Below are 18,850 nucleotides of genomic sequence, written 5' to 3'. Positions count from 1 at the left end.
GTTCGAGTGCCATCCCGCATTTGGGACACGTTCCGGGCCCTTCCTGCTCGATTTCGGGATGCATTGGGCAGGTATAGATCGCATGGCTGGTTGTGCAGCTGTTATCGGGACATGCGGCAGGAAGCGAAGAACGGTGCAGATAGTTTTCGGGGTGTTCGGTGAATTTGATGCGGCACGATTCGGAGCAAAAATAGTAATGCGCCCCGTTCGCTTCCGCTTGATAGGGGGTGGAATCAGAGACTTCCATCCCGCAGACGATGTCTTTTGCCATCTTTTCCCCCTTACGGATTAATCGTCCTCTCCCTCGTGCTTGTAGCCGAGCTCTTTCAGCCGCTCGCGGTACTCCTTGGTGTCGATTTCACCTTTGGCGTACCGACGGTCCAGAATCTCTCTGGCCGACGGCGCTTGTTTGTTACCTTTGAAAAGATAGACAAATACCAAAAATAATCCGATGGGAATAAGCCAGAAAAACCCCATACCCCATCCGTGCATTCCGTAATCGACCATGATGATCGCCCCCTTATGAATATTTGTATTAGGAAACCTAATATCATTGTAGCACTTTTGCGCAACGCAATACGAACCGTATGTTAATGTCGGTACAATTAGAGATACCATATTTCGGAGCGAAAGCCGTTTGGAAACGCATCACACAGCCATCCGCATCGTCCAAGACCACGACCGTTTCGTCGTCGCGCTCAAGCCTGCGGGAGTTAATTTCCACTCCGAAGAGGAGGCCGGGTTCGTCGTTCAGGTGAGCGAACAGCTCGGACAACCTCTCTACAGCGTCCACCGCCTCGACAAGATGACTTCGGGACTCATCATACTCGCCAAAACCCCCGAAGCGGCGGCGGAGTTCACCCGGTTGTTCGAAAACCGCGAGATCGAGAAGTACTACCTCGCCATTTCCTTGCGCAAACCGAAAAAAAAGCAGGGGTGGATCAAGGGGGATATGGCCAAAGCGCGGCGTGGGGACTACAAACTCCTCGTAACGATGGAAAACCCCGCCATAACCCAGTTCATCAGCTGTGCACTGCGCACCCATGAGCGCTTTTTCCTGATCAAACCCCACACGGGCAAAACCCACCAGATCCGCGTCGCGTTGAAAAGTCTCGGTTCCCCTATCGCGGGAGACGAGCGTTATGCGCAGGCCGATGAAGCGCGAAAAGAGGATCGGGGGTATCTGCACGCCTATGCGCTGCGGTTTCGTCTGGACGGCGAAGAGTACCGTTTTGTACTGCCTCCGGACGAGGGAGAGCGGTTTGTCAGTGCCGAATGCACAGGGCAGCTGAGGGAATGGAGCCAACCGTGGGAACTGTTTTAATCTTTCTTCCTTTTTATATGTGACTTTAGTCACAGAATCACCCTACCCCTCTCCTTTACAATACGAATGCATCGAAAAATGCTAATTCTTTCAAGGAGGGGTATAATGAACCTCAAAATGTTAATGACAGGTATGATGGGGCTGATGATAGCCATGGCGAGTGCGGAAGCGGCTCAATGCGATGAATCTCTCAAAAAAATGGTGATCACGATCACAGAGGGCTCTGTCGTCAAAGCGGGATTCGGTCTGGCAGTCGCAAACGCACTGCAGGATGCCGGAGTGCAAAGCACCGTCTTTATCGCGGCGGATGCCGTCAATTTTGCTCTCAACAAAGGGACTCAGCCTAAATTCGCCGGTGTAACGCCTAAAGATTTAATGGCCGGATTGATTCGTAAAGGCGGAAAAGTCAAAATTTGCGAAGGTTTTGTCAAACTTGGCGGGATCAAAAAATCCGATATCGTTGAAGGTATCGAGATTGCGACTCCGGGAGATTTGGCAGGGGCGCTTTATGAACCAAACACCCAATCAATGACATTTTAACACGGCAAAAGCTATACTTTTTCAAGAGAAAGGGGAAAATATGAAGTTGGAAGACTATCAATTTTTTCAGTCGTTGGAGCCTGAATCGCTTGAAAAAGTACAAAAAGAGGCTCATAAAGTTGCTTATCCGGTCGGTACATTTTTGTACTATCAAGGCGACATCAACCATGGCATACTTTTTTTGAGCAAAGGGTGTGTCAAAGTATTTCTCCACGCCGACGAAATCGGCAAAGGGGAGATCACCCTTTATTACATTACTCCGGGCGAACAATGTCTCGTCAACACCCTTAGTACCGTATCTCAAACGCCCGCAACCGCAACCGCTATCGTCGATGAAAGTATCGAAGGATGGCTCATCCCGACCGAGACAATCCGGTGGCTCATCGATCATTCTCCCGCTTATCGCAATTTCAAGCTTTCTTTTTGTGCCGAAAGGCTCTCACAGATTATGCACCTCGTCGAAGAACTGCGATTTAAACGGATGGATCAACGCCTATTGAACTGGCTGTACGTACAGGGGCGAGATACGATTCTCACAACGCATGAACAAATCGCCCAAATTCTGGGAACGTCCAGAGAAGTGATCAGCCGGATACTCAAAAACCTCGAAAGAGAGGGAATTGTCACCCTCGGCAGAGGCTTTATTAAAATTATTTCTTCATAGAAAAATGTGCTCAAAGGACTTGATTATGGAACAAACATTTGAGGTTCTGAATGTAAAATGCGAAGGATGCGCCAATACGCTTGTAAAAAGGCTGGCTGCTGAATTCGGGGAAGTCAAAGTCGATCTTGAATGCGAACCGCGAAAAATCACGTTGACTATCAAAGATGACCGGATCGAGCATCTGAAACTTATTCTCCGAGATCTTGGATATCCGCTCATTACAGATCAATTAGGCACACTGCAAACTTTGACAACCAATGCAAAAAGCTTTGTGTCATGTGCAATCGGAAAAATGGATCGTTGAAAAAGGCAATGCAATGTTGCATTGCCTTTTTCTTTGTCACTTATTCGGGTGCGTCGACCGCTTTTAAAAATTGGGTCAATTGTACGATCTGCTTATCGTTGACTTGTGATCGGCTTTGATAGGTTATCATGATTTTGACGGCTTCTTCAAGCGTTTTGATCTTTCCGTTGTGAAAATAAGGAGCGGTTTGAACAACGTTTCGCAGCAGCGGTGCACGGAAATAACGCCCCGGTTTATCTTTTCCCAAAAAACCACCCGTATTTTTAAACGCAAATGCTTTTTCTTTAAGAATGGTTTTGTCAACACCGAAATTCGGTTCAGTGTGACAGGTATAGCAACCTTTTTGGGTCATTATGCTGTACGCTTGTTGCGGCGTATAGGATTGAAAATATCCTTCTTTCAGTAGTTTTAACTCATGCTCACCGAGATTTTTACGCAAATATCCGTATCGGTCAATATCATTGGAGAAATTCTGTTGACGATCACTTTTTGACAAAAAATCTAAATATGAAATACGAATTTTATTGATCGTTTTTTGATCCGTCATACTCCAGATCGGATGGTGCAACAGCGGAAATTTACGCATTTCCTGCCCTCCCAAACCGATTCCGTTATGACATCCGATACACCCTTTATCAATAAAAAGCTTCAGCCCCTCTTTCTCCTCGCGGTTCAGCGCCTGTAAATCCCCTTCCAAAAAACGGTCGTACCGCCCGCGTGTAACCAATGTATTTTCATACGCACTGATCGCTTCGGCAGTACGTTCAAACGTAATTTGGCTATCCCCGAATGCTTTATTGAAAAGTTTCGGATAACGTTCATCCCGACGCAACCGTTTTTCGATAAGTTTCGGGGTAGATGCCATCTCAAACGGAGCTTGTAGCGGACCCTTGGCCTGATCTTGGAGTGTCCGGCTTCGGCCGTCCCAAAAATAGTGTTTGGAAAAGACGGTATTAAGAACGGTAGGCGTATTGAGATGGCTTGGATTTTTTTGACCTTTGTGCCCGATAGCCGTAGAACGCCCGTCGGCTCCTCCATGCTTGGTGTCATGACAACTGGCACAGCTGATATCACGATTTAACGAGAGGTTCTTCTCAAAAAACAGCTTCTCCCCCAGATGAATCATCTCTTTTGTGTACTTGTTGGTAGAGGTCATAGGCTTTAGACCGTGTTGTAAAGCTTTGGATCGTAATGCTTCATTCGCATAAAGTGATGATATTAATACCAATGTATTTAAGATAATGAGTGATCTCATATCACACCTCGTGAACACGGAACACACTCGCTATTTTTGACTAATATTGTGCAGATCAATGCTCCGGCAGCTAAGAAAACAAGGTTTTTGATGATGTATTGCCCAACAATCGTTAATCCCAGAGGAACAACCGTAAAACACAGTTCAGGAAATAAAAATAATGGAGTAAACGTCAAAATCATGTGCAACATAAATATTCGAACAAAGAATTTCGTATACATGCCCGATATAAAACCTATACCGATTAATACTTCCCAAATTGCCAACAGTTTTATCGAAATATGCGGAGCAATAAGCCCAAACGTTAACTTTTCAATCGTCATGATTGCCAGAGATTCAGCCGGGCTCATCCCCGGAAACATTTTCAACATACCAAACCAAAGGAAATTAATCCCTATTGCGATCTGAATGATTCGCACCATTTTTTCTACTTTCATAACATCGCCCCCTTTTTAGGAACAATTGTAAAAAAAACGGCTATCTCTCGTATGTGACATTTGTCACATTCATATTTATGTGATTCGTTTTACAATATGTAATATTATTTTATTAGAAGGCATCTCTATGTCGATTATTACCCATACGTCGCCACAGTATTATGCGGTGATTTTCACCTCTATACGAACCGATTCGCAAGCCTACGTTGCCATTGCAAACACCGTTTTAGAAGAAGCAAAAAAACAAGATGGCTTTTTGGGCATAGAATCGGCGCGCAACGACATAGGCATTTCCGTTTCATATTGGAGAGATTTGCAGTCGATCGAAGCATGGAAAAACGAAGCATTGCATAAGAAGGCGCAACAAAGAGCCAAAGAGTTTTATGAACATTTTAGAGTGAGGGTATGCAAAAAAGAGCCATTAAAAACGAGATTTGATGCCATCAGAACCAAGTCCTACATAATCGGCAAGATAGCACAATCTTCCTCGCCGATATTTTGCAAACTACGAAACGCTTTTTACCGACTTTTGCCCTCACGTCTCGTCGCTGAAGATACATTCAAAACACTTGGTACGAAATTATGAAAATTATGATCAGCGCATTTGGAAGTCATGGAGATGTACTCCCTCTTATCTCTTTGGCGCAAGAATTTGCTTCAAGAGATTGTAATGTTATTTTTTATGCAAATCCTTTTTTTGAGTCTAAAATAAAAGATTCATCTATACACTTTGTTGCAGTCGGAACACAAGAGGAGTATGTTGCACTTTTTTCACAAACGAACGAGGGAGATGCTGTCAAATCTTTTAAAAACATTGCACGAGAATTACAAAAACTCATGCCTGATTATTATGCTTTGATGAGAAAAGATGTATTAGATTCAAATACAATTATGATTCATAACTCTTTACTGTTTGCCGCACGTTTGGTCTCAGAAACACAAAAAATTCCATGTGTTACGATACATCTTGCACCTTCTGTTTTTCGATCTAACTACAACCCTGCCAGAATTGTTCCAAAATGGATTGATGCTACTACTCCAATATTCATAAAATATCTAGCGTGGTGGACTATAGACACACTCTTTTATGACCCCTTTTTCACTTTGCCATTAAATAATTTTAGAAAAAAACTGGGCTTGCCTAAGGTCAAGCGGATTTTCAAATCGTGGATTCATGAAGCTGACTTAGTCGTAGGACTATTTCCGTCATGGTTCGCACCACCTCAAAACGATTGGCCGAAAAATATTTTCTTGAGCGGTTTCCCACTGTTTGATCAAATAGATAAAAAAGAACTCTCAAAAGAGATAATGGAATTTATTAAGAGTGACCTGCCTACAGTCGTGTTTTCGGCAGGTACAGCTAGTGCAAGAGAAAATGAATTTTTTAGGATCTGTGTCGAAGTGTGTCAGCTCTTGAGCATTCAAGGAATTTTACTTTCACCTTTTAGTGAACATATTCCGAATGATTTGCCTCAGAATGTGCTTTATGTTGCATATGTACCGTTTAGTTTATTGTTGCCACATGTAGATATTTTTGTGCATCATGGCGGCATCGGGTCTACCAGTCAAGCTTTAAAAGCCGGTGTGCCTCAAATCATTCGTCCTGTAGCTTATGATCAATTTGATAATTCCGATAGAGCCGTAAAGCTAGGTGTTGCAAAAGAAATTTTGCCCAATAATTACACGACATCAAATGTTCAACTTGCTATAACAGAGCTTTTAGAAGATTATGTAATGAAGCGAACATGTCAAGATATGCGTAGTAAGTTGCAAGAAAATGATGCGATAAAAGCTGCATGCGATGCAATCATACGGAAAATTTTTCATTTACGAAAGAGTTGATTTTATGAGCACAATTTTGATGATGTTTATCTTGCCGTTAGGAATAATCACCTTTTTTTGGGATCGAAAAAATTATGCCCAAAATCTAAAAACTTTTTCGGAGTATATAGAGAAAATTTCACATACGGACATAGCTTCATCGAAAAAGCTAGAAATGATCGATGAGATGCTGTACCAAAATGGATACATCCGCATCGAACGCACAGAAAGTTTTTTAAAAGTTCAAAAAAAGCATTTCAACATAGGCGTATTATTTATCTTTGTGGGATTATTGACGTATTTCGGGTTGCTTTTTTATTGGATTTACTACCGATTTTTACTAAAACCTAATGTCTTATGCATCGATTTAGACAAGGTACCGGTATTGAAAGCATCCCAAAAATAGTTTTTTTTCTCATTTTAGAATTTATGCCTATACTTGCAAAAAGGAAATATGAAACCTATTTTACCGCCTCTACTTCCAATCTCACCATCGCAACATGAACCCTGCCGTTCTCATCCGTCGGGAAACGTTCTATATACGCAGTAATCCATTTTTGTATAAAATCATTCTGCATTGATTCGGGTATACGCCGAATATAGGGGAACCATGTTGTTTCCAACCATCCCCGAAACGCAGTGATGTCATCGTGCATCATATCTTTTGGAATCAGCTCAGCACGGTATCGGCCAAATCCGACACATCGAAGCATCTCTCTATATTCCGCATCCGAACAAAACCTATAGGGCGATTCAAACCCCTTAAAATACTCCGCATAATCGGGAAGTATGGACTTGAGCGTAGCAAAAACCTCGTCCGCATTACCCTCCCCTCCCATTTGCAATATCGCTTTGCCATTTGGTTTTAATGCTTTATATATTCCTCGCATTACAGCCTCATGATCGCTCACCCAATGAAGTGCGGCATTCGAAAAAACGACATCGAAACGCTCCTCAAACTCCAGTTTCTGAGCATCCATCTGCACGAAACCGGGATGTTGAAACGTCGCTTGCGCATACGCAATCATCTCGGTGCTCAAATCGACTCCGACCACTTCCCCGCATGTGTGTTCGCTCAGATAGTTCGTGATCTTGCCATCCCCGCATCCAATATCTAAAATCGATTCATTACCGCTCAAACCGATCTTTTCGATCAATTCTTTGGCCCATGTTTCTTGAGCCTTTGAGTGTGCCGCATACGCTTGCGCTTGCCATGTTCCGCTCATTTTATCTCTTTTAAAAGTTGCTTCACTTGCAAATCTCCGAAATCATAAATAGCTTCTGTTTTTTTAAATTCATTAAATAAGTCCAAAAAGTCATCGTATTTTTGTGTTTCAAGAATTTGCATCAATGTTTTTAACGGGCGATCATGATTGCCATTTTGCGGTCATGTTTACGTTATTGAGTTTACACTTTAATGATGCAAGGGTCAGGTTCTATGGATACGTTCGGCAACGATCATTTTATTCTCCTAAATCCGGAAAATTTCCGACCATTTCAGTATAAGTCTTGTAGGTTTGAAGTGCCTTTATGACGACATCGAGAGGTTCGCTATATAACTCCGGCAAATCATACTCATTTTCACCCAATTCAAATGCCAATCTCTCATACGGAGGATCGAATTGCGCATTGATCCCTGCTTTGTTTCCCCGTGGATCGATCCAATACCAGCCATATTCTTTCAAATACACTGCATTCAATCCATGCAGACTAAAAGGAAACTTTCCGTCGTCATTGATACTCAAACGCTGATAGCAAAGAGCCGTAGGTATCCCATTGGCACGTAACAATGCCGCCAACAGATGACTTTTAGCATAGCACCATCCCTGTCCTTGTTCGAGCACTTCACTAGCACTTAGTGTTGTGATCCCCTCACCCGCATCTCCCGTGTGTCGTATCTCGTCACGGACGAATTCAAAACACCGTTTCACGATCTGTGCATCGCCATCACATCCTTCCGATAATTCCTGTGCTTTCACCGCCACTGCGTGATGATCGAAATCGATGATGTCGCTTGATTCTAAGAAATGTTCCATTTTAAATTATTGCCTTTAATTTCGGCTCGTCGGAAATCTCAAATATCGTTGTATCATTCTTATCTATAAGCTCACCTTTGCAAAAGAGCCGCAGATTTAGCGGTTGTTTTGCAAATGAGACAAAAGGCACCGTTACCTCATCGCAGTTACTGGCACTTGCGATAAAAAAAAGATGCTGATCGGCAATAAACTCTTTATCGTCCTGACTTAATTTTTCGTAGCGTTTTCCCATGGAAGGTCCTATTTTGTATTTATATTACAATTACACATCTTTTTGTTGACAAACTATGTGACATTTGTCACATTTAATACTTTCCCTATCACGATTCCGTGGCACTTGCACGGCGCACTGTAGCTGTCATCTTCATTTCGTATCCTCACGAATCAATCCCATCTCCAAAACTCTCGCTCTATTTTTAAATATCGCCATAGCTGTAGTCATCCGATCAAATCCGAGTTTGCTATAAAACGGTTCCTTTCCAGCGCTGGCGAAAAGCAATATTTTGTTATATCCCTGCGAGAACTCGACCAGTTTTTCAACCATCTTCTTACCCAAACCACGCCCCTGATATTCGGGATGGATTGCCACATCGCAGATATAGGACACATCGACTCCATCAGCCAATGCCCGTCCTGCTCCAACTATCTTTTGACCGTCATAAACGAAACATTTGTACATACTGTTTGAAAAGGCTGTTTTTAAATCCTCCGGGTTTTTATTGCCCAAAGGCGCGATTCTGTACACATATGCGAGCTCGTTCCAATCTATTTCGGCATCATCGTAAATCCAGACCAATTTAACATTTAAATTCAAAATTGTTTCCTCCCTACTGCGTGAGGGTCAGGGTCCCTTATTCAAAAAACGTTCAATAAGAACTTTTATGACATCCAAAGAAGCCTCTTTCGTAGAATCGGGTGCAGTCATTTCCTGATACGGCAACCAGAATATAGCAAACATCAGAACCGTATCGACCAAGAATTCCAGCGTTTTTTTATCCAGCGGCTCAAACCCTTCGTGTTCAATCATCAATTCAATCATCGTGTGAACGGTAGCTTTTTTGATCTGGAGCCTTCTACGGTTGATCTCATCCAATTCGGGGTCATTTTGACATAACGCATACAGTTCATTGTGTATAAAACGATAGCGTCTGAAGATGGCGTTGGAATGTTCTATGATCTTCGCGAATGCACTCATATCAAATACCGTAAACGTTGCCACATGCCCATCCCATTCCTGCACCATTCGGTTATACAGGGTTCTGATGATTTCTTCTTTGTTTTTAAAATGATAATAGAGATTTCCCGGGCTGATTCCGCACCCTTTGGCGATGTGGTTGGTTGTGACGGTACGACTCCCTTGCGTATTAAAAAGTTCCAACGCCGTGCGTAAAATCATATCGTGTGTGTTCGCCACTCATGCTCCTGATTACCCAAATATCGTTTCATATTCTCATCGGGTAAAATTTGGAGGTATTTTACAACTTATTATTGATGAAATATCGCCTTTTCAAACTCTTTTTGATTGATGCGGTGCGGAGTGATTCTCATGACAAAATTTCTTAGAGTTTGCCAAACGGGCGATTCGAGATGCGCAAGCCTGCCGATCAGCCATGAACGGTTGCGAATATCGTTCACCCGTTCCAGCCGCGTTTGAGAATAGTGTTTCATCGCATCATCCAACGAATACGTTTTCAGCAGCTCGCCGAAAACGTATGCCCCCTCTATTCCCATGGCGGCTCCCTGACCCAGGTTGGGCGTCGTGGCATGTCCCGCATCGCCGACGAGTATCATTCGTCCTACATGCAAAACGTTTTTTGACAAATCGGCGATAGGGCCGTAAATCAGTTCGATGGTATCAGGAGCAAGCATGCTTGCGATGGTCTGCCAATCTCCTTGAAATTCATTGAAATTGTTCATTACTTCTTCAAAACCCAGTTTCTCTTCCCCACCCACGGCCGATGCGAGCATGAAGCAATACGCTTTGCCTTCTCCGATCGGGAAGATACCGACACGTTTGTTGCTTCCCCAATATTCACTGCCGACCATCCTATCGATCCCGGGAGGCAAATCGCATACAAATCTCCAGCAAACGTAACCCGCATATCTCAGCGGTATATTTCCGAAAAATTGCTCCCGCACTTTTGATCGCACGCCGTCGGCACCAATAATGTAATCGTATGTCCCTACCTCGCCGTTATCAAATTGCACATGATAACCGGCATTCAATTTGGTAATCGAAATGACTTTATGAGACAGCCGTATACTCTCTGCGTCCACCGATCTCATCAAAATTTCATGCAACCTTTTTCGATGGACCGCAACGGTAGGATAGGAGGTTTCACGCGCTATTTTTTCCAAATCGAACCGCCCGAGTCTTCTGCCTTGTTCATCAAGCAGGCGTATCTCTTTGAGCGGCTGGGCGTAGTGCAGCAATTCATCCTCCAAACCGCATTCCCGAAATATCTTGAGGACATTGGCACCCAAAAGTATCCCAGCACCCTCTGAACGGAGCGCATCCGCCTGTTCCGCCAAAACCGGGTTGTACCCTAATGATTCCAGCCTGTTTTTACTCATCAGGCCGGCCACACCGCCTCCTACAATCAATATCTTCTCGTCGCGATATCCTTTATCAGCAGCCATTACCGCCATGCGGGCTCCTTTTCCTGATTTTGCGTCATAGGCCATTTCGCCACAATTTTCCGGCTTTTGAGTGCATAGAGAACCGCTTCCGGCGGATCGGCAAAGTATTCATGCAGATCGAATTCGTTTCCGTTCAATACAAAAGCCAGCTTTTCATACGGAGGGTCGAACTGCGCATCCACCCCCGCTTTGTTTCCCCTCGCGTCTATCCGGTACCAGCCGAAATTTTCGAGATGAACGGCATTGAGCCCATGCAGGCGAAAAGGGGGCATTCCGTCGTCGTTGATACTCAGGCACTGGTAACATAATGCCGTGGGAATGGCGTTTGCCCTAAGCAGGGCGGCCAACAGATGACTTTTGGCATAGCACCACCCTGTCCCGTGTTCGAGCACCTCGCTTGCCCTGCATGTTGTAATTTTTTCACGCATATCACCCGTATGCCGGATTTCGTCACGAACAAACTCATAACAGCGCTTGGCGATATCGATATCGTTTTTAAAACCGTCTGCCAATTTTCGAGCTTTAGCGCCGACGTTTGGATGGTCAAAGTCGATAATATCCGTGCTTACCAAATAATTTTCCATAAAGACCCCCTCCAAACGTGAATTGTCCGCTGCCGGCTAGAGCAATTACTCTAATAATATCCCGAAAGTGATTGTTTTGTCAATAAATTTTAGAGTTTTTACTTTATTTTGAAAATATCTCTCACCTAACTTCCGAAATTTGACTCTATAGCTCATAACGGTAATCAGATTGACCAATACCATGCGTTGCAGTCATGCTCTCCCTTGTTTTGGAGAGGCTGATTCAACGCCGGTATCTCGTCAAACAGCAACAATAGCGAAGACGTTGCTTCATACCGATTGTATGACAACGACCGCAACAAAGTGTGTGACATAAGTCACACCCGTTTAGCAATGCAATGCGTATCTTCATTTTGGACTGTTTTTTGCTGGTAATCCTGTAAATAATATTTACAAGGAGTACAATTGCAGGTTCAAACGAACGGCTCTTACCCGTTTTCAAACTCTTTTGTACCGGCTTTATCCGAGAAAGAATCCTTAGCGGTATCCACTCAGCTCGAAGAACTCCAAAACGATTTCAGTATGATTTCCCAAGACCTGAACCCTACCGAACGGCGGCTCTACAATACCCTCATTAATGCCGAAAATTACCAAGCCGCCAAGGGGATCGTAACGATTGGATTTATGCGCGCAGCGGGTATTTATGAAGACAGATCCGGGAATCAGCTAAACGGGGAGTCTCTATCGCAGGATTTGACAAAGCTAAATCCGCCCGCTTCGCAAAAAGAACAAAATGCCCTAATCGCCCTGCAAGACTACCTGAGCTTCAATCCCTCTTCCCTCGATATGGATAAAGAAAAACGGGGAAATTTACTCGATTTGAAAGTCTGATTCACATGATCCGTATTCTCCACACCCCCATCGGCACAATGATCGCTACCGCCGATGCGCACGGGATCACTTCTTTGGATTTCACCGATGAGACCCTTCGGAACGCGGATTCCGAGCATCCTTTGTTGCTGCGTCTGGAAGAAGAGCTAAGGGAGTATTTTGAGGGAAAACGAAAAACTTTCACCCTCCCCCTCAACCCTCGCGGAACGCCGTTTCAAAAAGCGGTTTGGGAGACGCTGCGAACGATCCCCTACGGTGAAACGATCTCGTATGCACAAGAGGCCGAAAGGTTCGGCAATCCCAAAGCGGTTCGTGCCGTGGCAAACGCCAACGGCCGCAACCCCATCGCAATCCTGATCCCCTGCCACCGCGTTATCGCCAGCGGCGGCGGGATCGGCGGGTACAGCGGGGGGATTTGGAGAAAAGAATTTTTGCTGGGATTGGAAAGTTTTTCTTGATTTATCCCCTCAAAAATGCCAACTCTGGCGACGTCATCGTCGGGCTAAACTCCGTAATCTCATACGATGCCACGCCGTGGCGATAGAACGGATCGAGGGTGATAATCGTCTCGATCTCCTCACGCGATACCGCACGAGCCAGAATTATCCCTCCGGTGCGGGGAACTTTGCGCCCAGATGCGAGGAAATTTCCCAGTCTGTACTGTTCTTTGAGATATTCGACGTGCTCTTCGAGCAGAGCGTCCACCTCGTCGAGAGGTTTGATGTAGGTGAGTGAGATGATGAACATTGTTCCCCCTAATTTTATAAAATTTCTTTCGTACTATCCAGTACCCAAGCCGACGGATGTTGCGTAAAACCGATTTTCGGATAATACTCTACTGCAGCAGGGGCAGAGAGCAAAATTATTTTGCACTTAGCTTTTAACTGTTCTCTGACACTTTGAATGAGTTTTTTACCAATCCCCTGAGATTGAAAGCTTACATCTACCGCCAAATCCGACAAATAGCAGCAGTAGCTGAAATCTGTGACCGCGCGCGCCACCCCTACGATTTTTTCATCCAAAACCGCCGTAACGATAATGTCGGCATTTTTGATCATGCTTTCTACGCATTCCAGATCATCGATAGGTCTGCGTTCTCCCAACGTTGAACGATTGAGGATATCGAGAAATGCTTCAATCGATAGATTGGGAGTTATTTGGTAGGTAATATTCATATCATTCCTTCAATTTTTTACTTCATCGACATCATCAAAAATCCGGTAAATCCCGCATTGTCTTTTCCGATCAGAGGGCTGACACATGATCTCATCTCGGTGAGGACACGGGTATAGCGCTCATAAAACTCGTACGTCGGACGAGGTTTGTACATCAGCCCCTCAATCTCGAAAAATTTGATGATATCTTTGGTCGTAGTGGGCTTGATAAAAAAGTTCTTTTCGCGGTCATAATAGTACGGTATCAGCGTCACGATCGACCATTTCGCCAGAGTGTAGATCGCGAGAACTTCCACGATCATCTCAAACCCTTTTTCTCGTTTGCCGTGCAGTAACTCATACAGAGCGATGGAGAGCATATCGCGCTGATCCATACTCATCTGCTTGATCATATCGCGTACTTTCGGTTTTTCAAAGAGCGATATAAGGGTCGATTTGGAAACGATCTTGGCAAAACTCTCGCATATCTCGTCGGGATTTCGGAACTTCTCCGGCGCGAAGAGTTCCTCCACGTTTTTCCCGATTTTCTCGGTGTTGTGCCGTTTGATGATCGGCAACAGAGCCTCATCTTCAAATCCTTTGGGATAAAAAGCGAAAAAATTGGCTTCGGCCTCTTTGAGTTTATCGAGATTCATCATCATCCCCTGAGAGGCTCAAGATCAAAATACTCTTTGAGGGCACTATCGTAATCAACTTCGAGTTTCTCCATTTTCCCCTCTTCGATCAGTTTTAATTCATTATCGATGAGAATTTTACGACCGTTCGGGGTTTGCATAATCGCGATTTTTTTCTGCGTAAATACCGTATCGGGACTCGTCGCGTTGAAATAGTTCGCAAGGCTAAACTCGATCCACTCCTGTGGCTGCATCGCAAAGCCGTAAAGACGCTGCCATTCACCCTGCACCATCGCGCCGAGAACGTACTCGCCGTCCATTATTTCCAGCCGGAAACGATCCCCGTCCTGAACGGCTTCATCTTCCATAATCTCCATCGGTGCGCGCAGAGCGTATCCGCCGAATCCCGTATCGCACAGATAGTACCGCCCATCAACACGGACGATCAGAACCATGTGCGTTTTGGGTCTGCGGGTCGGATAGAGCATCGAGCGCGCCCCCGCGAAATACCACTCGAACCCTATGGCGGTGAGCGCCATCGCAAACACGCCGTTGATCTCGTAGCAGTACCCACCGCGACGATTCACGATCACTTTTTCGACGATATCTTCAGGTACCAATGAGGGGATTCGTCCCGCCTGTACTTCGGTGTTTTCGAACACGATTGTGCGTAATTGCCGCTGTATCAGTTGCGTGAGCGTTGCTTCATCGTTACGAGTATCACCTTCAAATCCGATGCGGGAGAGGTAGTCGGAGAGATTGAAGTTATCGGCTGTCATTTTCATCTTTCTTGGGGGTTCCTGTATCAAATAATGGAAATTGTCCTCTTTTTTCGCTTTGCCTGCCGTTAAAGCGTTTGCGGAGATAATTTTAAGAATAACAGCGTAGAATGTTTAAAAATATGTCAATATGTAAAATTTTGGTTGAATATTTTTGGTATGAAGAAATAGTTAGGTGAGCTTTGAAATGAACATAGATGAAATTTTCAAAATATCAGGTGCCATCCTGGCTTCTGTTGGTGGTGCCGCTGCAATATTTTTTGGGTTATCTTCTTGGCTTGGAAAAGTTTGGGCAGAAAGAATATTAGGAAAAGAAAAAGCTATTTTAGCTACTCAATTGGAATCTTACAAACACGAACATGCTAAAGTTTTAGAAGAAGAAAAATACAAATATTCAATGATATTAAAAGATTATGAAGTTCAAATAGAAAGTTTAAAAAACATACTACTACGTTATTCAGAAAGACAATTTGATATTTATGGAGAACTTTGGGTTTCTCTATGCAATTTGAAGAAAGCAATGGATGAATTGTGGGTTGAAGTCTCTACCAAAAAAGTTCGAGAGTTTAGTTCTCAACTAAACGAAGCTAAATTTTATTTAGAGAAAAGCTCACTTTTTGTAGATGATGAACACCTAAATAAAATCCATCAGGCACTTTATCAATTAGATGAATTTGCTCATGGTAAAGGTGAATTAATGCAGTTTATAGGTCAAAGAGATACTTCTACAAATAATGAACGCCGTAATATTATCGATAATAATAGACACAGAAAAGAAATATATGACCAAATGTTAAAGGAGCTTCGTGCTTACTTTAAAAGTAAAATTTCAGGAGCTTAAAAATATAGAAATATAGGGATCAGATGATACCGATAACCTCTTCCAAAAAATGGTTCTAGCGTTATAATATAAATATATAAACGGTATCCATAAATATCCCTAATATTGATTTTAAGGTATAATATTCAACCTATACGATGATAAGGGTAGCCAATGAGCAAGCCTCCTTTTTCAGCCCAAAAAGCACTTAAAGCGGTCAACGTATCGCAAATGATTGAAGGGTATAAACCTGTCGATAATAAAGAAGTGAAAGAGCAAGTCAAAAAAATTCTTTCTCGTAAATGAAATACTATCCCCCCTCCAATCACATCTACTATGAAAACAGTGATGTTCCGATCAACAAACTTGACATACATGACTCTCTCATAATCCATGAAATAGAACGCGAACTCCTTTTACGAAGCTATGAGTATTTCCATAATGCTTTAGCTGATGATACGCGTTTTGATGAAGCTTACCTCAAATCAATCCATCGACACCTTTTTGATACATTGTACCAATGGGCAGGAGAATATCGAACCGTCAATATTTCCAAAGGTTCTAGTATGTTTTGTCCGTACATGAACTTGGAAAGCTACTCTAACGATATTTTCAAACAATTAGAGCAAGAAAATTATTTACGTGATTATGAAGATGAAGGAAGTCGACAAAAATTTGCCGAACGGCTAGCCTACTATATGTGTGAGTTACTTGTCTTACATCCTTTTAGCGAAGGAAATGGAAGATCATTACGACTTTTTTTTGATATGATCGTTACCTACAACGGGTATGAATATATCGACTATGCTGATACGCTGGGCAATGAGTCTTTTATCTCAGCATCGATTGATTGTATGGAAACCGATTGTACAAAAATGGAAGCCATTATTATGGCTGGGCTAAAGAAATCAGGTGATACCTATAACCCCTCCAAAAACTAAAGCTACATGACATGAAACAATTTTCAATCCGATTATTTATCTTAATCGACCAGTACGATTCCCATCGATTCGAGTAAAAACATCGCCTCATAACGGCTGAAAATCGCCCCTTTGAGATGGTTGGAGCGTATATCGATCATCTTACTAATGGTGATCTTCTTGCCGTGCAAATCGATATTCTTATATCGCTCTGCAAAAACGTCCAGATTATCGACGATCTGCTCTGACACCATACATAATGTCCCCTTCGTCATTATTATCTTCTGTCCGATGCTTTTTTCATATTAAACAAGATCACCGCCGCAAAAGCAAGCAGACATCCGATCAGCGTTGAGAGCGCCAGTGATTCATCGTATACGACCCAGCTCGAAACGATAGCCCCGACGGGGACGATAAACATAAAAACCCCCGTTCGATGTGCCCCCACTTTACCCGCCGAGACAAAATACAGTGCCGTGCTAAATGTCCCCGGAATCACTCCGATAAACAGGATCGTCCACCAGAACACCTCATCGTATGCAGCGAAATCGAACGGACGGTATGGCAAGGCGAACAGCATATTGATGAACGTCGTAATACCGAAAACGACCAACGTGTAAAACATCAGATGCGCCCGTTTGGCGGCTTTTTGGGAAATAACCGTAATCACGGCCCACACGAGCGCGCATCCCAGAAAATACGAACTGTCTACATTCAAAAACGCAAATCCGTCAAACGGCACGCGAAGAAGGATGAGCGCACCGAAAATCCCGATGGAGAGCGCCGTAATTTGCCGGGACGAAACCTTTGTCCCCAACATAGCGATAGAAAGAATGTACGTAATGATAGGGGCCAGAGAGGTTACCATCGTCCCACCGTACCCTGCCTGTCCGTGTGAGAGACCGGCGAAAAACAGATAATTGAACAGGGATGTCAGTACCCCCGCACCCACCATATACATAAAGCCTATGCGGTCTGTTTTGAGCGGTGTTTTCAAAAGCAAGACAACAGGAATGATGCTGAGAAAAGAGATGGCGTAACGCCAGAAAGCGGCTACTTCCGCATTGGAGTGTTCTGCCGCCACTTTACCCGCCGTCCACGCGAAGCCCCAAAAGAGCATCGCGATAATCATCCATATCACATATTTGGCCGTATTTTTCGTATTATCCAAAGCTTTTGTATCATCCTGTTTTTGATAACTAAATAGTACACCTTTCACTCTTAAAATCCTCGATGTGCTAAAATCCCGCAACTACTTAAAGGCTCTACACAGATGCATAAAATCATCATTAACGGCCGAGAATACGGTTCGATCACACTGCCTCAAACCGCAACGGCGATGAGAGTCTATACGTCCGTAACCAAAGCATTCGCGTCGCGCCGCCCGATCAAGGTCACCCTCCTGTTTTCTCCGGGGAAAATCAAGGCTTTGGGGCATTATCAAAAAGGGGGGGCGCGGCAGGAACTCGAAGACCTGGAACTCTACATCGACCTAGGAAAAGTGCTCCGCTTCAATACCGACGATGCGGTGAAGCTCAAAAACAGCATCGAGTTCATCAACGACATTTCCCATAACCATTTCAATATCGCCAAACGCCTAAGCCTCGTCAACAAAGAGCGAAAAACGGCGGTATCCGAAACCTACCTTTTTTGGGACATCGAGAATTTTTCCAACATCGGCCCGATCTTCAATGATTTGATCGATAAATACGAAATACCGGACCACCGTATCTACATTGCGGCCAATCCCGACTCGCTCTACCTTTTCAAGGATGAATGGGAAGCCAATTTGTACGACTATGGCAAAACCCTCAAATCATTCAATTTTACCAAGTGCGATCACGGCAAAAATGTCGCCGACGGTGTATTGCTGGAGAATTTCAGACAATTGAATCTCAAAAATGCCGATGTGTATGTCATGACCTTCGACCGTGAGCTCAAAGAGCTGTTTATCGCGGTATGCGATACAAGCAACAATCTTTTTATGATGCAGTAAGGAGAGTCAACCGTGAAACGATTTACCTCCGAACCTCTCACCGATATCCTCGCATGGATCGAAAACTCTCTGAAAGAATCGGATACGGTCAGCTTGTGCGTTTTGAACCC

Annotated in this window: 29 protein-coding genes; 12 read left to right on the top strand and 17 right to left on the bottom strand. The window is 43.9% G+C overall.

What is annotated here, in order from left to right:
- Together JU82_RS09950 and JU82_RS09945 are read right to left on the bottom strand one after the other, a co-directional pair.
- On the bottom strand, positions 1-271 hold a 271-nt coding region (locus JU82_RS09950; RefSeq protein ID WP_037950053.1), incomplete at its 3' end, for a YHS domain-containing protein.
- A 17-nt stretch (positions 272-288) separates the two neighbouring features.
- On the bottom strand, positions 289-507 hold the full coding sequence (locus JU82_RS09945; protein ID WP_294892793.1) for a hypothetical protein: 219 nt from the start codon (positions 505-507) through the stop codon (positions 289-291).
- A 130-nt stretch (positions 508-637) separates the two neighbouring features.
- Between JU82_RS09945 and JU82_RS09940 the strand changes: the two genes are divergently transcribed.
- From JU82_RS09940 to JU82_RS09925, 4 genes are all read left to right on the top strand, one after another.
- On the top strand, positions 638-1,324 hold the full coding sequence (locus JU82_RS09940) for a TIGR01621 family pseudouridine synthase (protein WP_037950050.1): 687 nt from the start codon (positions 638-640) through the stop codon (positions 1,322-1,324).
- A 105-nt stretch (positions 1,325-1,429) separates the two neighbouring features.
- Positions 1,430-1,864 (top strand): DsrE family protein, encoded by a 435-nt coding sequence (locus JU82_RS09935; RefSeq protein ID WP_037950048.1) that lies wholly within the window; start codon positions 1,430-1,432, stop codon positions 1,862-1,864.
- A 40-nt stretch (positions 1,865-1,904) separates the two neighbouring features.
- Positions 1,905-2,528, top strand: a complete 624-nt coding sequence (locus JU82_RS09930; protein WP_037950046.1) for a Crp/Fnr family transcriptional regulator — start codon at positions 1,905-1,907, stop codon at positions 2,526-2,528.
- A 25-nt stretch (positions 2,529-2,553) separates the two neighbouring features.
- A complete protein-coding gene (locus JU82_RS09925) occupies positions 2,554-2,832 on the top strand; it encodes a heavy-metal-associated domain-containing protein (RefSeq protein WP_037950043.1) in 279 nt (92 codons plus the stop codon).
- A 40-nt stretch (positions 2,833-2,872) separates the two neighbouring features.
- On the opposite strand, the gene JU82_RS12105 is transcribed toward JU82_RS09925, so the two are convergent.
- Together JU82_RS12105 and JU82_RS09915 are read right to left on the bottom strand one after the other, a co-directional pair.
- Positions 2,873-3,988 carry a cytochrome c peroxidase gene (locus JU82_RS12105; protein ID WP_294892791.1) on the bottom strand — a complete coding sequence of 372 codons (1,116 nt, stop codon included), beginning with the start codon at positions 3,986-3,988 and terminating at the stop codon, positions 2,873-2,875.
- A 95-nt stretch (positions 3,989-4,083) separates the two neighbouring features.
- Positions 4,084-4,524, bottom strand: coding sequence for a hypothetical protein (locus JU82_RS09915; RefSeq protein WP_037950040.1), 441 nt, complete (start codon positions 4,522-4,524; stop codon positions 4,084-4,086).
- A gap of 127 nt (positions 4,525-4,651) precedes the next feature.
- On the opposite strand from JU82_RS09915, the gene JU82_RS12100 reads away from it, so the two are divergent.
- Both JU82_RS12100 and JU82_RS12095 read left to right on the top strand, forming a co-directional pair.
- Positions 4,652-5,110, top strand: coding sequence for an antibiotic biosynthesis monooxygenase (locus JU82_RS12100; protein ID WP_294892790.1), 459 nt, complete (start codon positions 4,652-4,654; stop codon positions 5,108-5,110).
- Positions 5,107-6,366 (top strand): glycosyltransferase, encoded by a 1,260-nt coding sequence (locus tag JU82_RS12095; RefSeq protein WP_294892789.1) that lies wholly within the window; start codon positions 5,107-5,109, stop codon positions 6,364-6,366. Before JU82_RS12100 ends, JU82_RS12095 begins: the two co-directional genes overlap by 4 nt.
- Positions 6,367-6,806: 440 nt before the next feature.
- On the opposite strand, the gene JU82_RS09895 is transcribed toward JU82_RS12095, so the two are convergent.
- The 7 genes from JU82_RS09895 to JU82_RS09865 form a co-directional block, all read right to left on the bottom strand.
- A complete protein-coding gene (locus tag JU82_RS09895) occupies positions 6,807-7,571 on the bottom strand; it encodes a class I SAM-dependent methyltransferase (protein ID WP_037950036.1) in 765 nt (254 codons plus the stop codon).
- A gap of 237 nt (positions 7,572-7,808) precedes the next feature.
- On the bottom strand, positions 7,809-8,381 hold the full coding sequence (locus tag JU82_RS09890) for a transglutaminase family protein (RefSeq protein WP_037950033.1): 573 nt from the start codon (positions 8,379-8,381) through the stop codon (positions 7,809-7,811).
- Position 8,382: 1 nt separating this feature from the next.
- On the bottom strand, positions 8,383-8,613 hold the full coding sequence (locus tag JU82_RS09885) for a hypothetical protein (RefSeq protein WP_037950031.1): 231 nt from the start codon (positions 8,611-8,613) through the stop codon (positions 8,383-8,385).
- Positions 8,614-8,745: 132 nt separating this feature from the next.
- Positions 8,746-9,195, bottom strand: a complete 450-nt coding sequence (locus tag JU82_RS09880; RefSeq protein ID WP_294892788.1) for a GNAT family N-acetyltransferase — start codon at positions 9,193-9,195, stop codon at positions 8,746-8,748.
- A gap of 27 nt (positions 9,196-9,222) precedes the next feature.
- A complete protein-coding gene (locus JU82_RS12090) occupies positions 9,223-9,795 on the bottom strand; it encodes a TetR/AcrR family transcriptional regulator (protein ID WP_294892787.1) in 573 nt (190 codons plus the stop codon).
- Between the two features lie 71 nt (positions 9,796-9,866).
- Positions 9,867-11,030 carry an FAD-dependent monooxygenase gene (locus JU82_RS12085; protein ID WP_294892786.1) on the bottom strand — a complete coding sequence of 388 codons (1,164 nt, stop codon included), beginning with the start codon at positions 11,028-11,030 and terminating at the stop codon, positions 9,867-9,869.
- Complete coding sequence (locus JU82_RS09865) at positions 11,021-11,605, bottom strand: transglutaminase family protein (protein WP_037950029.1); 585 nt, start codon at positions 11,603-11,605, stop codon at positions 11,021-11,023. Before JU82_RS09865 ends, JU82_RS12085 begins: the two co-directional genes overlap by 10 nt.
- A gap of 405 nt (positions 11,606-12,010) precedes the next feature.
- Here JU82_RS09865 and JU82_RS09860 point away from each other — a divergent pair, with 405 nt between their 5' ends.
- Together JU82_RS09860 and JU82_RS09855 are read left to right on the top strand one after the other, a co-directional pair.
- Positions 12,011-12,436 (top strand): hypothetical protein, encoded by a 426-nt coding sequence (locus JU82_RS09860; protein ID WP_037950025.1) that lies wholly within the window; start codon positions 12,011-12,013, stop codon positions 12,434-12,436.
- A 5-nt stretch (positions 12,437-12,441) separates the two neighbouring features.
- The gene (locus tag JU82_RS09855; protein ID WP_037950024.1) at positions 12,442-12,894 is read left to right on the top strand and encodes a methylated-DNA--[protein]-cysteine S-methyltransferase; all 453 of its coding nucleotides are present in this window, start codon (positions 12,442-12,444) and stop codon (positions 12,892-12,894) included.
- Between the two features lies 1 nt (position 12,895).
- Here JU82_RS09855 and JU82_RS09850 read toward each other — a convergent pair whose 3' ends face one another.
- The 4 genes from JU82_RS09850 to JU82_RS09835 are packed head-to-tail and all read right to left on the bottom strand — an operon-like array spanning position 12,896 to position 15,004.
- Positions 12,896-13,183: a YciI family protein gene (locus JU82_RS09850; RefSeq protein ID WP_037950021.1), complete on the bottom strand. Its 288-nt coding sequence runs from the start codon at positions 13,181-13,183 to the stop codon at positions 12,896-12,898.
- 14 nt (positions 13,184-13,197) lie between these two features.
- Positions 13,198-13,611, bottom strand: a complete 414-nt coding sequence (locus tag JU82_RS09845; RefSeq protein ID WP_037950018.1) for a GNAT family N-acetyltransferase — start codon at positions 13,609-13,611, stop codon at positions 13,198-13,200.
- A gap of 17 nt (positions 13,612-13,628) precedes the next feature.
- Complete coding sequence (locus tag JU82_RS09840) at positions 13,629-14,246, bottom strand: hypothetical protein (protein WP_037950017.1); 618 nt, start codon at positions 14,244-14,246, stop codon at positions 13,629-13,631.
- A 2-nt stretch (positions 14,247-14,248) separates the two neighbouring features.
- Positions 14,249-15,004 (bottom strand): arylamine N-acetyltransferase, encoded by a 756-nt coding sequence (locus tag JU82_RS09835; RefSeq protein WP_037950015.1) that lies wholly within the window; start codon positions 15,002-15,004, stop codon positions 14,249-14,251.
- A 187-nt stretch (positions 15,005-15,191) separates the two neighbouring features.
- Here JU82_RS09835 and JU82_RS12080 point away from each other — a divergent pair, with 187 nt between their 5' ends.
- The 3 genes from JU82_RS12080 to JU82_RS09825 all read left to right on the top strand — a co-directional run bounded on the left by JU82_RS12080 (position 15,192) and on the right by JU82_RS09825 (position 16,765).
- The gene (locus JU82_RS12080; RefSeq protein ID WP_294892783.1) at positions 15,192-15,845 is read left to right on the top strand and encodes a hypothetical protein; all 654 of its coding nucleotides are present in this window, start codon (positions 15,192-15,194) and stop codon (positions 15,843-15,845) included.
- 153 nt (positions 15,846-15,998) lie between these two features.
- Positions 15,999-16,130: a hypothetical protein gene (locus JU82_RS12075; RefSeq protein ID WP_294892781.1), complete on the top strand. Its 132-nt coding sequence runs from the start codon at positions 15,999-16,001 to the stop codon at positions 16,128-16,130.
- A complete protein-coding gene (locus JU82_RS09825) occupies positions 16,127-16,765 on the top strand; it encodes a Fic family protein (protein ID WP_037950013.1) in 639 nt (212 codons plus the stop codon). Before JU82_RS12075 ends, JU82_RS09825 begins: the two co-directional genes overlap by 4 nt.
- Before the next feature lie 41 nt (positions 16,766-16,806).
- On the opposite strand, the gene JU82_RS09820 is transcribed toward JU82_RS09825, so the two are convergent.
- Together JU82_RS09820 and JU82_RS09815 are read right to left on the bottom strand one after the other, a co-directional pair.
- Positions 16,807-16,998, bottom strand: a complete 192-nt coding sequence (locus tag JU82_RS09820; protein ID WP_037950012.1) for a hypothetical protein — start codon at positions 16,996-16,998, stop codon at positions 16,807-16,809.
- A 23-nt stretch (positions 16,999-17,021) separates the two neighbouring features.
- On the bottom strand, positions 17,022-17,915 hold the full coding sequence (locus JU82_RS09815; RefSeq protein WP_037950056.1) for a DMT family transporter: 894 nt from the start codon (positions 17,913-17,915) through the stop codon (positions 17,022-17,024).
- Between the two features lie 102 nt (positions 17,916-18,017).
- On the opposite strand from JU82_RS09815, the gene JU82_RS09810 reads away from it, so the two are divergent.
- A complete protein-coding gene (locus JU82_RS09810) occupies positions 18,018-18,740 on the top strand; it encodes a hypothetical protein (RefSeq protein ID WP_037950010.1) in 723 nt (240 codons plus the stop codon).
- Positions 18,741-18,850 lie beyond the last annotated feature (110 nt).

Origin of the sequence: Sulfuricurvum sp. MLSB (genome assembly GCF_000747095.1) — a bacterium.
GTDB lineage: Bacteria > Campylobacterota > Campylobacteria > Campylobacterales > Sulfurimonadaceae > Sulfuricurvum.
Note: the sequence above shows the minus strand (reverse complement) of the source record. Positions and strands in the feature narration are given on the sequence as shown.